The 16414-nt window shown below is 55.0% G+C and carries 8 protein-coding genes; 1 reads left to right on the top strand and 7 read right to left on the bottom strand.

Annotation, left to right across the window (positions count from 1 at the left end):
* Positions 1–72 precede the first annotated feature (72 nt).
* Positions 73–741 (bottom strand): potassium channel family protein, encoded by a 669-nt coding sequence (locus tag NST04_RS09920; RefSeq protein ID WP_341184105.1) that lies wholly within the window; start codon positions 739–741, stop codon positions 73–75.
* Between the two features lie 12 nt (positions 742–753).
* Positions 754–2124 carry a TrkH family potassium uptake protein gene (locus tag NST04_RS09915; RefSeq protein WP_341184104.1) on the bottom strand — a complete coding sequence of 457 codons (1371 nt, stop codon included), beginning with the start codon at positions 2122–2124 and terminating at the stop codon, positions 754–756.
* 241 nt (positions 2125–2365) lie between these two features.
* Between NST04_RS09915 and NST04_RS09910 the strand changes: the two genes are divergently transcribed.
* Positions 2366–4069: a CPBP family intramembrane glutamic endopeptidase gene (locus NST04_RS09910; protein WP_341184103.1), complete on the top strand. Its 1704-nt coding sequence runs from the start codon at positions 2366–2368 to the stop codon at positions 4067–4069.
* A gap of 60 nt (positions 4070–4129) precedes the next feature.
* Here NST04_RS09910 and NST04_RS09905 read toward each other — a convergent pair whose 3' ends face one another.
* The 5 genes from NST04_RS09905 to uvrC form a co-directional block, all read right to left on the bottom strand.
* Positions 4130–5869, bottom strand: a complete 1740-nt coding sequence (locus NST04_RS09905) for a cache domain-containing sensor histidine kinase (protein WP_341184102.1) — start codon at positions 5867–5869, stop codon at positions 4130–4132.
* Between the two features lie 36 nt (positions 5870–5905).
* Positions 5906–7462, bottom strand: a complete 1557-nt coding sequence (locus NST04_RS09900) for a helix-turn-helix domain-containing protein (protein WP_341184101.1) — start codon at positions 7460–7462, stop codon at positions 5906–5908.
* A gap of 64 nt (positions 7463–7526) precedes the next feature.
* Positions 7527–9290: an extracellular solute-binding protein gene (locus NST04_RS09895; RefSeq protein ID WP_341184100.1), complete on the bottom strand. Its 1764-nt coding sequence runs from the start codon at positions 9288–9290 to the stop codon at positions 7527–7529.
* Between the two features lie 11 nt (positions 9291–9301).
* Positions 9302–13870: a galactose-binding domain-containing protein gene (locus NST04_RS09890; RefSeq protein ID WP_341184099.1), complete on the bottom strand. Its 4569-nt coding sequence runs from the start codon at positions 13868–13870 to the stop codon at positions 9302–9304.
* A gap of 345 nt (positions 13871–14215) precedes the next feature.
* Positions 14216–16264 carry an excinuclease ABC subunit UvrC gene (uvrC, locus tag NST04_RS09885; protein ID WP_341184098.1) on the bottom strand — a complete coding sequence of 683 codons (2049 nt, stop codon included), beginning with the start codon at positions 16262–16264 and terminating at the stop codon, positions 14216–14218.
* Positions 16265–16414 lie beyond the last annotated feature (150 nt).

The raw sequence follows: 16414 nt of genomic DNA, 5'->3' as shown, positions 1-16414 counted from the left end.
ACGCCTGGATGCATAGCTATCCGGGCGTTTATAGCTTTCTTTTATCGGGATAGGCTGGCTGGCAGGAAATGCTTACTCCGCATTCACCGCTTCATCCTCGAACTCCTCGATGCTGTCGTTGGAGCCGATCACCACCATGATATCCCCCTGATGCACATAATCATGTGCGGTCGGGGCTACGATGATGCCATCCTCGCGGTTCAGGGCAATGATGCTGCAGCCGTATTTGGCGCGGGTATTCAGCTCGGAGAGGCTTTTACCGTTCATGCAGGCGGGCACCGTCAGCTCAACGACCTTGTAATCCTTGGAAATCTCGATATAATCAAGCAGATTCGGCGTCACCAGCTGGTGAGCCACGCGGATACCCATATCACGCTCCGGGAAAATCACCCGGTCCACCCCCAGCTTCGACAGCGCGCGGCCGTGCAGAATGGAGATCGCTTTGCCGACCACCTGCTTGACGCCCAGCTCCTTCAGCAGAATCGCAGCCAGAATACTCCGCTCCATATTATCCCCGATCGCCACAATGCCGCAGTCGAAATTACGCACCCCGAGTGAGCGCATAATCCCTTCATCCGTAGCATCCGCCATGACCGCATGCGTCAGCCGGCCGCTCATTTCCTCCACCCGCTCCTCCTGGTGGTCAATGCCAAGCACCTCGTAGCCCATGGACATCAGCTCCAGCGCCAGACTTGAGCCGAAGCGGCCCAGGCCGATTACAACAAACTGCTGTGGTTTCATGACTTGATTCCCCTATCCAATTATCATTTTGCCTTCCGGATATTTATATAATGGTTTGCCCTGTCTCGGACCAAGCGCATACGCCAGCGTAAGCAGTCCTAGCCTTCCGGCGAACATGGTCAGGCAGATCAGGATCTTGCCGACCTGCGTCAGCTCCGGGGTCAAACCCAGACTTAGTCCGACATTGGCAAACGCCGAGATCGTCTCGAACAGAATCATCAGATACGGCAGCCCCTCTGTAGTCGAGAGCATCATTGAGACCGTCACGATCAGCAGCAGCGCCAGCAGCGTAATCGTCAGTGCCTTGAACACGCGCTCCTGAGCCAGCCGGTAACGGAAGAGCACGATGTCTTCGCGGCCGCGCAGCATGGAGATAACTGCACCGATCATCAGCGTGAAGGTCGTGGTCTTGATGCCGCCGCCGGTAGAGCCCGGGGATGCCCCGATGAACATCAGAATCACGATGAAGAACTGCGTGGCCTGACGCAGGCCCGTGATATCCAGGGTGTTGGCTCCTGCCGTACGCGGTGCCACGGATTGGAACAGGGAGGCCCACAGCTTGCTCCCGAGGTTCAGCGGTCCCAGGGTCCGCGAATTGGTGAACTCGAAGATGAAGATGACCACCATTCCGGTCACAATCAGTCCGGCCGTCATCGACAGCACCACCTTGCTGTGCAGCGACAGCCGCCGGGTGCGGCGGAAGTCGGCCAGATCGGAGATGACGATGAAGCCGATCCCCCCGGAGATGATCAGGAACATAACAACCAGGTTAATGACAGGGTCTCCGACATAGCTGATTAAGCTGTGATCATGCCCGCCGAACAGATCGAATCCGGCGTTATTAAACATCGACACCGCATGGAATACCCCGTAGTAGACTGCGCGGCCTAACGGCATATCTACCGCCCAGCGGATAGACAGGAGAAACGCTCCCGCAGCTTCAATGACCAGAGAATAGAGCAGCACCTTGCGGATCAGCCGCACAATCCCTTCCATCGAGCTCTGATTCATGGCTTCCTGAAGAATCAGCCGGTCACGCAGGGAGATTCTGCGCCTGAGCACCAGGGCAAACAGCGTGGCCATGGTCATGAACCCGAGCCCGCCAATCTGGATCAGCACCAGAATGACCGCTTGTCCGAAGCCGGTAAGATGGGTCCCGGTATCCACTACAGCCAGACCGGTCACACAGGCGGCGGAGGTGGCTGTGAACAGCGCATCCATGAAGCGGAGCGGCTGACCGGGTACACTGGATACCGGAAGCATAAGCAGCAATGTGCCGATGAGGATGACCGCAGCGAAGCTCAGCACCAGGATTTGCGGAGGAGCCAGCTTCAGGAATCGGAAGCCGGTGATCTTGGAAGACGGTGACGCCAAACTTCTCATCCTTTCAGGGTTCCTTATTTAGAAGTTACGAATCAGTCAGTATCAGATAAGCATACAAAATTATATACGTTATTGCCTAACTTCACAAAGACTCATTTTGACAAGCAGATAAAATAACATGCCTTTAAGCATAAGCCTGGACTTTTCCACGTAAAAGGATAATAAGGCATTTCTTTGTACCTGCCCGGTAAGTAATACTATAATGGATGGATGAGAGCATTATATTTCAAGGAGGCGTTCCATGAATCCCGTCGGCCAGCCCCTGCACCAGCGGCCCCTTACTATTAAACTTATCCTTGCCGGAATTCTCGGACTCATTCTATTTGTCATGTTCCAGATCGCTCCCCAGCTCATCTCCAGTTCAGATGGGGATACAACCATTCTCAGCAAAAGTGAAATCCGGGAGAAAGCCGCCGCGTTTGCCGCCGGGCAGCTCGGCTACGAAGCCGCAGCCGGAGATGAATGGGTGATCCTGTACAAGACGGACTCTTCCTTCTACGGCTATATGTCCCGTGAGAAGCTGCTCCCGGACTATTCCAAGAATAAGCTGGATCAACGCTATCCATTCGATGTGTACCATGCGGTGCTCTATACGTCCGGAGAGGCTGCAGCCCGGCTGGCAGTCGACCTCAATATGTATAACGGCGAGCCCGTGGCTTTTGCCGTTGGTGCCGATGCCGATGCAGCGGCCGGACTGAATTACGGCGAGCGGCCCGCAGCAGCAACCAAACGTACCGGTACTGCCAATCCTGCAAGCAGCCTACCGGATCTGAGCCTGGAGGCAAAAGAGAGGCTCGCACTTCCCTGGCTGAAGCTCTGGGGGGCCAATCCCGCCAAGCTGAAGATTGAGGCTAACCTTGATGGCTACGGGCTTGTCTATTCCGACAGCTCCGTCACCATAGGTGAATTACCGCTTAGATACCAATTCAATTATCTGAACGGCGAGGTCTCGTACTTCCGCGCCGGATTCTCGGCCCCTGCCTGGCATGATGCCTACGTGGATGGTCAAACTTCGCTGGCCAAGAAGCTAACTTTGTTCGGATACGGTCTGCCGACCCTGCTGCTGGGCCTCCTGGCACTGATCTACGGCATTCTGCGCAGGAAGCATACTTCCTGGAAGCGCGGAATCTTCCTGAGCTCCGTCCATTTCCTGATCATGATGGTCAGCAGCTACAATGTGGTGTCTGAATCCGGCAGCGGCAGCGCTGAGGCAAGAGTTACAGCCGTAGTCATGTTCGTCATCTACGTACTGTACAGTCTGCTGATGTCGCTCCTGCTCTATTTCTCTCTGGTCGGAGGGGACGGCTTGTGGCGTTCCGAGGAGAAGCTGAATCCTTGGCCCCGGGCCTCCGAGCCCGGCTACGGCCACTATGTACTGAAGAGTATCCAGGCAGGTTATATCTGGGCCTTCATTCTGCTCGGCGTACAGACCGTCATGTTCATTATTCTGTCCTATACGCTGGATAACTGGTCCACCACTGACGCCAGCCAGTCGCCTTACAATATGAAATATGCCTGGCTGCTGCCGATTGTAGCCTGGCTGGCCGGCCTCTCGGAAGAGGCGGTCTACCGGCTGTTTGGTATCCGCATGCTGAAGAAGCTGGTTAAGAATACGCTCATTGCTTCGCTGATCACGACCCTGATCTGGGCGCTCGGACATACGCTCTACCCGATCTATCCGGTCATCTCACGGCCGATTGAGCTGACGGTGATCGGTCTGCTGTTCAGCTATATTTTCATCCGGTACGGTTTCATCGCGGTGATGTTCAGCCATGTGGTATTTGACAGCATCCTGATGGGGGCGACGCTGATCTTCATGAAGGATACGGTGAATATCGGAGCTGGTATCGTCACGATCGTTCTGCCGTTCATCGTAGGTTACCTGGTCTACCGCTTCAACCCTCCACGTAAGCCTGATCCGGCGGAGCCGGTCCGTATTCAATAAAAACATGCAGCGGCTGCGTCTCCTGATCCGGGATAGCGCAGCCGCTGCTGCTGTAAAGAGCTATAATTGCTGTGCCTCTTCCGGCACAGAATGATACAGACGATAAGGAAAGCGGAGCCGGATCAGCGTTCCTTCGCCAAGCGAGCTGTGAATTGACACACCATACGGTCTGCCGTACTGCAGCTTGATCCGCTGATCCACGTTGCGGATGCCGTAGCCGATGCCCTGACCCGCAGGCTCAAGGATCTGCCCGATCAGCTCCTCCTTCATCCCGAGCCCGTTATCCTCCACTTCAAAGACTACATCCCCCTCTTCCAGATAAGCACGGATCATCAGTGTAATTTCATCGTCATACCAAGCATGTTCTAAAGCATTCTCTACAAACGGCTGCAGAATAAATTTCACGCTCGCACTCTCTAGCACCTCTGGCGCAATAACATAGACTACATGGATACGGTCTGCATTCTTGATCCGCTGAATATCGAGATACGACTTTGCAATCTGCAGCTCCTGTTCCACGGGAATAATCATCTCACCCCGGTGCAGCGTCAGCCGGTAGAACCGGGCTAGCGAACGGATGACCTCATGCAGCTTATCAATCTCCCCCAGCTTGGCCATCCGGCTGATGGAAGAGAAGGTGTTATACAGAAAATGCGGGTTCATCTGGGAATGCAGCACCTGCAGCTCCGTCTCCTTTTTCTCCAGACTGACGACATAGACCTCATCAATTAACCGCTGAATCGTGGAAGCCATATCATTAAAAGCACTGCCGATCTCCGCAAACTCATCATTGCCCTTAACCGGCATCCGTTTGTGGAAGTCCCCTTCCTGAAAAGACTTCAGGGAAGCGACCAGCTTCTGGAAGCTCCGCGAGAAATACTGGGACATCGCCAGACTGATCAGAACAAGCAGTACCAGAGTGACCAGACAGATGCCGATGGTCACATTACGGACCTGCTGCGAATTCTTTTGCAGGGAAGCATAGGGAATCCAGGCTACTATACTGGCCGGCATATTCGTAACCGGCTGTTTAATCTGCATATAAGATTTGGGCTGCTTCATATAACCGGAAGCGGCTGAAGACAGCAGATCAGGAATAAGCCCGTTCCGGGAGCTGGTGAAAAGCAGGCGGTTGCCCTCATCCACAACGAACAGGATGCTGTCCTCGCCCAGTTGCCCCGAGACGGCATCCGAGAAGATGTACTTCATATTCGCTGTCATTTGGATCAGACCGTTCAGTTCCAGGGTATCGTAGTTGATCAAGGGCCGCAGGTAAGAGATGCTGCCATTCACATTGTCATTCCCCACCTGCCGCCACTCCCTTGAGCTGTAATGCAGATTGAGCCTTCTGTACCAGTCCTCCTCCTCAATGCGGTCCATGTGAAATAAAGAATACTTCCGGACATCACCTGCTGCATGATCGTTGTAATAGAATTCACCGACATCAGGATTGCTTACATACACGGCCAGCCCGACCTCCGGGTCCGGCAGATTGGCAGCATTCTTCAGGCTGGGCAGAATATACTGCGACATAATGCTGTATTTCTCCCAGCCGGAATGATAGCCTGCCAGATAACGCGCCAGGGTCTGGTCCGCGTACAGCTCATCGGTGCTGCGGACCATATCCTTCAGCCGGAAATCCACATTACTGGCTATTTGCTTGACGGCCACCTCCAGATTGCTTCTTGCATGCTCCTCCGTGGAGCGCACAGATGACAGGTAAGCATAGCTTCCAAGGGCAATAATCGGTGCCAGCACCAGCACCAGATAAGAAATAAGCAGCTTGTAGCTTAAAGGCATGTATAATGATTTCGCACGCTTCATCTGCATGGCGGATCAGCTCTGCTTTCTGTAATCGGCTGCGGTCATATGGAAATATTCCCGAAACTGCCTGCTGAAATAAGCGATATTCTTGTAGCCAACCCTATCAGCCACCTCATAGATTTTGTATTGGGGCTGATCAAGCAGAAGAATCGCCTTCTCCATCCGCAGCCGCACAAGATACTCATTGAAGCTCTCCCCGGTATGCTCTTTGAACAGCACTCCAAGATGATTCGGCGAATAAGCGAAATGGCCCGCCACCACCCGCAGGGTAAGATTCTCCGTCAGCCTCTCCCGGATATAGGCTTCAATGCTCTCCATCAGCCGGCGGTTCTTGTGCCGCTTCTTCATGAACAGCAGCTCGGAAATCTCAAATAGGGTACGCCGGAGCCAGCGTTTGATATCGTCAACGGTCTCCAGATGATGAATGGCGTCCAATTGCTGCAGACTCTCGTAGGTTTCGTTGAGTGTCCCCAGATACGCCTCCAGCCGGGTAACAATATGAATAGAGAAATGATAGACCTTCACCGGATGCTCGAACAGGGCAGCCATCTCAAATAACTCGTCGATACAGTCGCAAATATCTGCCAGCCTATAAGCAGCCATGGCCCCGAACATCCCCTCCAGGACCACGCTCAGCTCCTTGATATCCTGGATCATGCCCGGCTTGTTCATCACCGGCGGAATCACCCGGTTCTTGCCGATGAACATCTTGCCATTCATATAGGCCTTAGCCTGCGAAAAGGAGGCGGTCAGCTCTTCGAGAGACCACACCTCTGCTCCATAACTCACTGTGATCGTGTAATCCGTGTGCTCACGGACCTTCAGCACCAGCTGCTCCAGCCACTCTTCCAGCATCCGGCGCTGCCCGGTATAGGCGAAACCGAGCTGTGAACGGTTCAGCCGGCACCATTTCCCGGCAGCAGAGATGCTAATCTCTGACCCGATGTATTGAAACAGCCTGTCCAGACCGGCATAGACATCCTCCGGCTGCTCCTGCACCCGCATCAGAACATCATCGGCTTCAATCAGCACGGCAGAGGCACTGGTGAAGGCCAAATCCAGCGGATACCGGGCCAGGAATGCGCCCAGCGTAGCCCCGTCAATACTGCCTTCCAGCAGATGCTGCAGCACATCATTCTTGATGAAATCGAAGGAAGCGATCATGCCGCCATCTTCTGGAACTCTGCTCCGTTCAAGCTTCAGCTCGGCGGTAGCTGTGCGCAGCACACTGATCAGCTCCTCATCATCAACCGGCTTAAGAATGTATGCATGGGCCTTCAAATCTAGCGCCTGCTTCGCATAATGAAATTCCTGGTATCCGCTGATGAACACAATTTTGAGCCCCGGATTCAGCTCCAGCGCCACGCGGGACAGCTCCATACCGGAAACCGCCGGCATCTTGATATCCGTAATCAGCAGATCAATCTCATGATTCTCGATATATTGGAGAGCGGCCAGCGGATTGCTCTCGCTGCAGGCCACCTCAATCCCAAGCTCACTCCAGGGAATCAGGCAGCGCAGCCCCTCCAAGTCATAATTCTCATCATCCACCAAGACAGCTCTGTACATCGCAATCAGCGCTCCTTCATGCGGAAAAGAGGGTACATGACGTATCCCTCTTCTCTCCAAACGTTTATTGTTCCGGTGAATAATCCCTTATCTTCTTAAGATTGCCCCGCCACACTTCAGTCTTCCAGGCAAGCAGCCTGTCATACCCTATGTCCGTCGCTTCCTTGTCTGCTTCCTTCAGCAGCTCCAGAAGCTCTTCATCACTTGCCGCAAAAATCATCCGGGGAATCACCTGCGCATATTGATCCCTCAGCCTTTGCAGGATAAGCCCCTCTTCCGAGGCGGGCGCCGGATCGAGATTGGAGAATTCGGTAAGGTTCATCGAAGTCCGGAACGTTATATTCGCTTGTCCAAGGGTGGTCCAGTCCCGGGCCCCGGCAGGCAGCAGCTTCTCGCGTCTTGCTTTGGCAGCATCAATATAAGAGGTATTGCCGTACCAGTTGAATTCTCCGATCTTCAGATCATCATACCTCTTCAAATCACGTCCAATATAGGCATCATTTGGAATGGGGATTTCATCCTTCACTGTATCATAAAACAATCCCTCCGGCCCGAAGAAAAGAATACGCTGTCCCTCGGGACTCGTCGCCCAATTCATATAGGAGAAGGTGGCTTCCGGATCGCTGGCTGAGGTTGTAATCACATTGACATTCCAGCCCAGCGTATTGTACCCGGAGGGGTAGACCTTACCTGGATCGACGCCTTCCCGGTGCACCGGCCAGATGAGCTCATAGCCGTCCAGCGGGTCCTTGGCAGAGAGCTGATTATTGGCTTCCCGGCCGATCCCTTCCACGACAGCGTCATAAGCGCCAAATACGGCAATCCGGCCGCTCTTGAGCTTCTCCAGCACCTGATCCCGTGTCCCGGTCAACAGATCCGGAGAGGTCAGCCCCTGACGGACCAGCCGTCCTGCCAGCAGCAGCGTCTCCCGGAACGCCGGGTCCCGGTACACAGAAGTCAACCGTGAGCCGGCGGGCACACCGAAGATCTGGCCTGAACCGGGAGCGATGAAAGTGGGCGTCCGGTTCTCCGCCGCCCCGCTGTAGAGCATACCTATCATCTGTATGTCCACGCTGTCACGAGTCTCCCCGAAATCGATCGGCACAACATCCGGGTAATTCTTCTGCACTTGCTTCAGATACGCTTCGAGATCGTCCCAGGTCTCAAGCCGGGGGGAGCCAAGTGCGCGGTGTATCTTCTTCTCCACCAGGTAACCCGCATTGCCGCTGCCGCCGCTGCCGTTAATATACCAGTTCGGAATCTGGTACAGCCTGCCGTCTTCACTGCGCAGCATGTTCAGCGTATCCTCGCCGATCATTCGGGCAAATTCAGGATAGCTCTCCAGATAAGGGTCCAGCGCCACCAGCTTGCCTGCCTTTTGCAGCCGTTCCACATCTTTGCCGCGATCCATAACCAGTACATCGGGAAGCTGATCCGAGACAATCATCGCGTTCAGCTTCTGGGCGGCAGCCCCGCCTGAGGGTACCGGTAGAAGTGTAACCTTCAGATGATCGGTGATCCAGCGGCTGTGCGGGCTGCTCTTCCAGTCCGGCGCCGTATACCAGTCATAGTTCACAAAGGCGGTGAACCGGACCGGCTTCACCTTGGCAGCCAGCTCCGAGAGGGGGGCGGCTGGAGGATGGCCCGCAGGCAGCGTATTGCCGGAACCGCTGCTGTCTGCGGCATCACTGGGGTTAGCGGTATCCGCTTTACCGGTGCCGGTGGTACTGGCATTAACGGTGCTGCTTACCGTATGGGGAGCGGCCTCCGGGTGTCTGTCTGAGCAGGCACTCAGGCTGCACAGAACCAGTAAGATCAGCAAAGTCACTGCCCTGTTCATTAATAGACTGACATTTCCCATAAAGAATAACCGTATTGTGTGCCGCGCTCCGTCCCGTTCACCTTCACATACCGCGCGCTGACCGGAGTGAAGCTAATATCGTCGACGTCCCCGTCCCCGCTTGTTGTGGAATACGCCGTTGTCCAGTTCGTACCGTCTGCAGACGTCTCGATCGTGTAGGCTTTGGCGTATGCCCCCTCCCAGTTCAGCAGGACACGGCTGACCGTCTGGGCAGAGCCCAGATCCACCTGAATCCACTGCGGATCACTGAAGTCCGATTCCCAGCGGGTACCCGCATTTCCGTCCACAGCGAGGGCAGCGGGCTGCTTCGGATTCTCTGAAGCGGTAACCGCCTTGTTCCGCGCAAGATTCACAGACGGTGTTGTTCCGCCAGTGATCACTTGCTGCACCGAAGTATCGGTATATCCGCCTGCGGTTACTGTAACCGTGTAAGTCTTCGCTGTGGGGAACAGCGCAGTGTTCAGTGTGATTTTACCGGCTGCCACGGTATAATTTGCTGCCGTTACTGTCACTCCATCCACCTTCACCGCAGTGATTGCATTTCTCCAGGCCGCATTCTCCGTGAACGTCAGCTCAATCGGCTGACCAGCTGCGTTCCCGGTGGTATCGGCTGCAAGGGCAGGTGGAGTAAACGTTGCCCCGCTGCTGCCGTACACTTCCAGTTCCCATAAAGAATACCCGTACTGCGTGCCTCGCTCTGTGCCGCTCACCTTCACATACCGCGCGGTAACCGGAGTGAAGCTAATGTCATTGATGGCCCCGTCTCCGGTTGTTGTAGAATACACCGTTGCCCAGTTCGTACCGTCTGCTGATGTCTCGATTGCGTAGGTTTTGGCGTATGCTCCCTCCCAATTCAGCAGGACACGGCTGACCGTCTGGGCAGAGCCCAGATCCACCTGAATCCACTGCGGATCACTGAAGTCCGACTCCCAGCGGGTGCCCGCATTTCCGTCCACAGCGCCGGCAGCAGGCTGCTTCGGATTCTCCGAAGCGGTAACCGCCTTATTCAGAGCCAGGTTCCCTGCCGGCTGAGTTCCGCCAGTGATCACCTGCTGCACCGAAGTATCGGTATATCCGCCTGCGGTTACTGTAACCGTGTAAGTCTTCGCTGCGGGGAACAGCGCGGTGTTCAGTGTGATTTTACCGGCTGCTATGGTATAATTCGCCGCTGCCGCTACAGTTCCATCCACCTTCACCGCAGTGACTGCATTTCTCCAGGCCGCATTCTCCGTGAACGTCAGCTCAATCGGCTGACCGGCTGCGTTCCCGGTGGTATCGGCTGTCAGGGCAGGCGGAGTAAGCAGCGTATCCGTGGTCACCTTCGTCGGATCCACCTTCACCAGCTTCCCGGGTGGAACCAAAGCTGAGCCTGTAACCCCTCCGCTATTGCGGAACGTAACGGTTATGGCCGCTTTCGTCGGATTCCAGACCAGCGCGCGGTAGGCCGAGCCTTTTTTATACACCGTTGCACTGTATCCATTCTCCGCCCAAATGTCCTTGGTGCGTGATCCGAGTGTTTCCATATTGTGCACGAACCAGTACGTGTTGAACAATTCGTTCTGCTGCGGCAGTGCCGGATTCCATTTATTCAGCACAGCCTGCGGATCGCTCAGTGCCTGAATCGGCCAGACAATATGGTACCAGTCCGGTTCCGGCCCGCCGTTATCGGCCACAAAGCCATTGTATAATCCGGCCACCTTGGCCGTATCGAATCCGTAGCTGGTCAAATATTCTGCTGTAGGCAGCCAGTGAATGCCATAGACATACACCGGATTCCCGTTGAAAAAGGTGCCGAAGAAATTCGAGCTTCCGTAGATCTGCCCTACTGTTTTATGCGTATAGCCCGGCAGCCAGTTATCCTGGTCATAGTTGAACCAGTATTGCTGCACTGCTCTAAGCTCCGTCGTGAAGCCCATAATGGACGCATCCCTGAAAGCCGTGTTGCCGGTCAGTGTGCTCCACATATATTGGCCGACCCAGCCGAACAGCGATTCTCCGGCTGCTTCCTGGTTATTGCCGCTGTCATTGTCGGCATAACCGCCGGCCCATGAATGGCCTTCATACAGGTCGAAGTTACGGAAGTAAGGATACTTCGGATCGGTCTTCGACGGATTGGCATAATCCCGGATCAGTTCATCGACCATCCCGCTGAATTTGTTCCTGAAGTCGGTATCATAGGTGGCAAGCACAGCGGAAGCAAAGACATAATATCCGTATGTGAAATGATGGTCCGTGATGCCGGAGTTCGCGCCGAACTCACTGTTTTTATAAATCAATGTTCCCCAGTCGGAGTTGTAGTCAAAATAATAATCGGTTTCCCCCGAGGTGTACGTATACCAGTCTGTAAGCACCATCTTCATCCGGGACAGGAATAGATTCTTGTAGCTCTCATTGCCGATCTGATCGGCGATCAGCACGCCCATAGCCAGCGGATGCAGCTTCTTGCCCTGCCAGTACGCATCGGCCTGCATCAGATTGGTGGCGGTGTCCGTATCGAGCAGCGCCAGATAATTAAGCAGATCCTGACGGGAATAGGTGGAATCTCCCGGCTCGGTGAACTGTGGCACAATGCCGTAGAATTTATCGGTGGTGGCGAACGAATTCCCTTCCGTCACCTTCATCGTTCCACGGATGGACGGGAAGGAGACAGCAGTCAGCGGTGTTGTGGTAACCTTCCACTGGTGGGGAAGCTGGGCCATCAGCGTGGTATTCGGGAAGCCTGAACGCTTAAGCTCTGTTACTGCATTGAAGGTGGTCGTGACACCCGAGGTCGTCTCGTTGAAGGTATAGGCCACCTTCGTGTCTGTCACGAAGGCATACCCGTGCTGGTAGAAATAATTCAGATTGGACGGTGCCGGAAGAGCGGACAAGCTCAGGTAGTTCTGGCCTCCGCCGAGCTGGATTTTGAGCTTGGCGCCGACCCGCTTGAAGGTTGTACCGGCCGGAGCATACAGCCCATAGTGTCTAGTCACCATTTCAGGTGTTGGCGCCCCATTGGTATTGGTGACCGCAATGCCGATATGGTCTGCAGTCACTGTGGCTCCGTCTGCGGCGAGAATCGTAGTATTGCTGCCGTCGAAGAAACGGGCCCCGGCCGGCAGATACACCTCAGGACTGGACGGATCGCTGAATTGCGAATAAAGATAAGGCGAGCCTTTGACGAACGTTGTCTTCAGCTTCTCAGCAGCGCCATCGCTTAATACGGCAGTCGCCGACCAGTCGCCGTAACCGGTAATCCGGTTCGACATTCCCGAAGTATTAATGTTGCCGGCCATCAGGAACAGGTCCGGGCTTCCCGCAGCTTCCTGTGCCTTGCCGTCAGCGCTTAAATAGCCTGCGCCCGGATTCAGAATGCTTAGACCCTGCTTGGTATACTTTGATTTGAGCGGAAGGGTGATAATGCCGTTGCCGAGCTGATTGATCATAATGGACTGCCACCAGTCATTGGAAGGCAGCGGCGCAGTCAGTGCATCCGATTTATACAGCGGATATTTGGGCTGAGGAACCGAGAGGTCATTCGCCGCATGGCTGCCTTGGCCTACGGGCACTGTGGTCAGCTGCGGCAAGGCCGGAATGTTATAGACCGGCTTCGGATCCCCTGCCACATAATCATAGGCCTGGAATTCAAAAATCGAATAACCAAAGGAGGTCGCTCTGCTGATGCCCTTCATCCGCAGGTAACGGCCGCTGGCATAGACGGGAAGATTAAGGGTGCCGCCGTCGCCGTGAAGCTCCCGGTATACTGTAGTCCATGAGCTTCCGTTATCCGAAACCTGAATATCATAGATCCGGCCGGCGGCTGCCTCCCAGTTGATGATCACCCGGCCCAGCGTGCGTATGCTGCCAAGGTCAACGCTCAGCCATTCATTATCGGTAGCATTGGAAGACCAGCGTGTGTTCAGGTTGCCGTCCACCGCCAGCTCCGGCAGGGTAGAGCCGACAGGCAGATAATCGGCCACCTGATAGGATGAAGCCGTCACGGGCTTGTTCAAGGCTACATTCGGCCCGAGAACCACCGGAGGAGGATTAACACCGCCAGTGCCGTATACCTCGAACTCATAGAGGGAGATGCCGTATTGCGTCAGGTTCCGCTCAGTGGCGAATACCCGTACATACCGGCCTGTACCGCTGAGCGTGAGCTCATCTACACCGCCATCACCTGTAGTTGTGGAGTAGACATCACTCCAGTTCAATTCGTCAGGGGATACCTGGATTTTGTAAGCTTTGGCGTAAGCTCCTTCCCAGCGGAGCACCACGCGGTCTATGGTGGCGTTTGCCCCGAGATCCACATAAATCCAGTTCGGGTCCGTCCCCCATGAGCTGCTCCACCTTGAACCTGTATTGCCGTCCACCGCCAGATCCGGGGTATTATTGCCCTCCGTGCCCGATGCATATGCCGGCCGGTCTTTGGAGAGCAGATAAGAGTCCGCAGCCTGTGCCCGTCCGGGCGGAAGGGCCAGCACGAGACTCAGCAGCATGATGATGCTCAGACAAAGAGCGGTCCCGTTGATCCCCTTCTTGCGTCTTACTCTTTTTGAATATGCCATTCCTTCATCCTCCTCTTTACGATTGGATTGCAGCTTCCCCATTACCCTGATTCTGGAAGTCTGCATCTTTCATTCAAACGCTTTCAAAGATTCATACTAAGCGTACCCTTTACCGAAACCGGTTGCAATTGCACAAATCAACGATTTTATGCATAAAGTAAAGATTAAGTTAATTACGCAGCACCTTATAGTGTTCGGTCTACTATGTACATTCGGCGCGCGCCCCCGCAACTCCCGATGTATTCGGTTTTTCACACACATTGCCTTCATCCCGACCTTGACTGAATCCCAAAAAAAGCCGGCCCACATGGGACCGGCTTCTGTTCAGTTACCGCGTGAACCTGCTTATTCAGACGGCTCCTCATCATTGAGCGCCTCCAGAATCTGCCCGGCCAGCTTCTCGCCGATGGACAGCACCTTGAAATCCTCGATAGAGGCTTCCTTGATCTTCTTAAGCGAGCCGAAATGCTTCAGCAGCAGCTTCCGGCGCTTATCCCCGATGCCCGGAATCGAATCCAGCTTCGAGGTAACCATCGATTTGCCGCGCTGCTCCCGGTGGAACGTAATGGCGAACCGGTGAACCTCATCCTGGATACGCTGCAGCAGGTAGAACTCCTGGCTGTCCCGCGCGAGCGAGACTGGCTCAGCAGAGTCGCCGACCAGCAGCTGGGCGGTTCTGTGCTTGTCATCCTTGACCAGACCGCAGACGGGAATGAACAATCCCAGCTCATTCTGCAGAATATCGATTGCCGAAGAGATCTGGCCCTTGCCTCCATCGACTACGATCAGATCCGGCTGCGGCAGATTCTCCTTCAGCACCCGTTCATAACGCCGCCGGATCACCTCGCGCATCGTCTCATAATCATCCGGCCCCTGTACGGTGCGGACCTTATACTTACGGTACTCTTTGCGGGCAGGCTTACCGTCGATGAAGACCACCATGGCCGAGACCGGATTGGCCCCCTGAATATTCGAGTTATCGAACGCTTCGATCCGGTTCAGCGAGTCCAGCCCCAGGCTCTGCCCCAAACTGCTGGCCGCCCCGGAGGTACGCTCTTCGTCCCGCTCGATCAGGCGGAATTTCTCATTCAGCGCAACCCGGCTGTTCTGGCAGGCCATGCCGACCATCTGCTTCTTCAGCCCGCGCTGCGGCACCAGTACCTTGATGCCCAGCCACTCCTGCAGAGCGGCTGCGCCTCCGGCCGCATCCACGGTCCCTTCAGCTGCCGCCTCCTGCTCCGTCTGCCCCTGTACAGCTTCATCAGCCGCTGCCGGAGCACCCGCAAGACCCTCACCTGCTATTCCTGTCTCACCGGTCTGTTCCCCAGCCTCCGACTCATCCTCTGCGCCCAAGGCCGCCATCAGCGCTTGACCGCTCGGCATCACACCGGCTGCCTGCACACCGCTTTCCTGGCCAGACACGCCTCCCCCTTCCGGCGGAAGCATTCCGGCGCTTGCCATATCCGGCAGCAGGATTTCCTGCGGCAGTGCGGGATTGTCGCTGTAATACTGCGTGACATAAGACATGAAGTCACCGTACGCCTCCCCGTAGAACGGAAAAGCCGACGAGTGGCGCTGAATCATTTTCCCCTGCCGCATGTACAGGATCTGCACACACATCCAGCCCTTGTCCACCGCATAACCGAACACGTCACGGTCCTTGGTGTCAGCCGTATTGATCTTCTGCTTCTCCATGACGGCGTCGATGTGCTGAATCTGGTCGCGCAGCTCCTTGGCCCGCTCGAAATACAGCTCCTCGGCCGCCTCCTGCATCTTCTTCTGCAGATCCTTCTTCACTGCATCATGTCCGCCCCCGAGGAAGGAAGAGATATTCTGAATAATCTCCTCATAGGCCGACTTCGGCACTTCCTTCTCGCACGGCGCGAGGCACTGGCCCATGTGATAGTACAGGCAGACCTCCTTCGGCATCACCCCGCATTTGCGCAGCGGATACATCCGGTCGAGCAGCTTCTTGGTCTGCTGGGCAGCGTAGCTGTTCGGATACGGCCCGAAATATTTAGCTTTATCTTTCAGCACCCGGCGGGTAACCTCCAGGCGCGGATGGGCTTCGTTCGTGATTTTCAGATAAGGAAAGGTCTTATCATCCTTCAGCAGCACATTGTAACGCGGCATATGCTTCTTGATCAGATTGCACTCCAGAATGAGTGCCTCCATATTGCTCGATGTCACGATATATTCGAAATCAACAATATTGGCGACCAGCCGCTGCGTCTTCCCGTTGTGACTGCCGGTAAAATAAGAGCGTACACGGTTCTTCAGCACTTTGGCCTTGCCGACATAGATGATCGTGCCCTCTTGATTCTTCATCAGATAGCAGCCAGGCAGATCAGGCAGCAGCGCAAGCTTGTTGCGGATATTATCCATATAATCCATAAGTTCTCCCCCACCTGTTACTACACGGTTATAAGGTAAGTTTAGAATAGAATGTACTATACATTCAAGCCTTAATATAGAACACCCGTTTCTATTGACAGACAAAGCGCCTTCGGAGTACCGAAGGCGCTTTGTCTTGAGGGGCCGCAT

This window comes from Paenibacillus sp. FSL H7-0756, assembly GCF_038006765.1.
Classification (GTDB): domain Bacteria; phylum Bacillota; class Bacilli; order Paenibacillales; family Paenibacillaceae; genus Paenibacillus_AQ.
The sequence above is the reverse complement of the archived record's forward strand: the minus strand, read 5'-3'. Positions and strand labels throughout refer to the sequence as shown.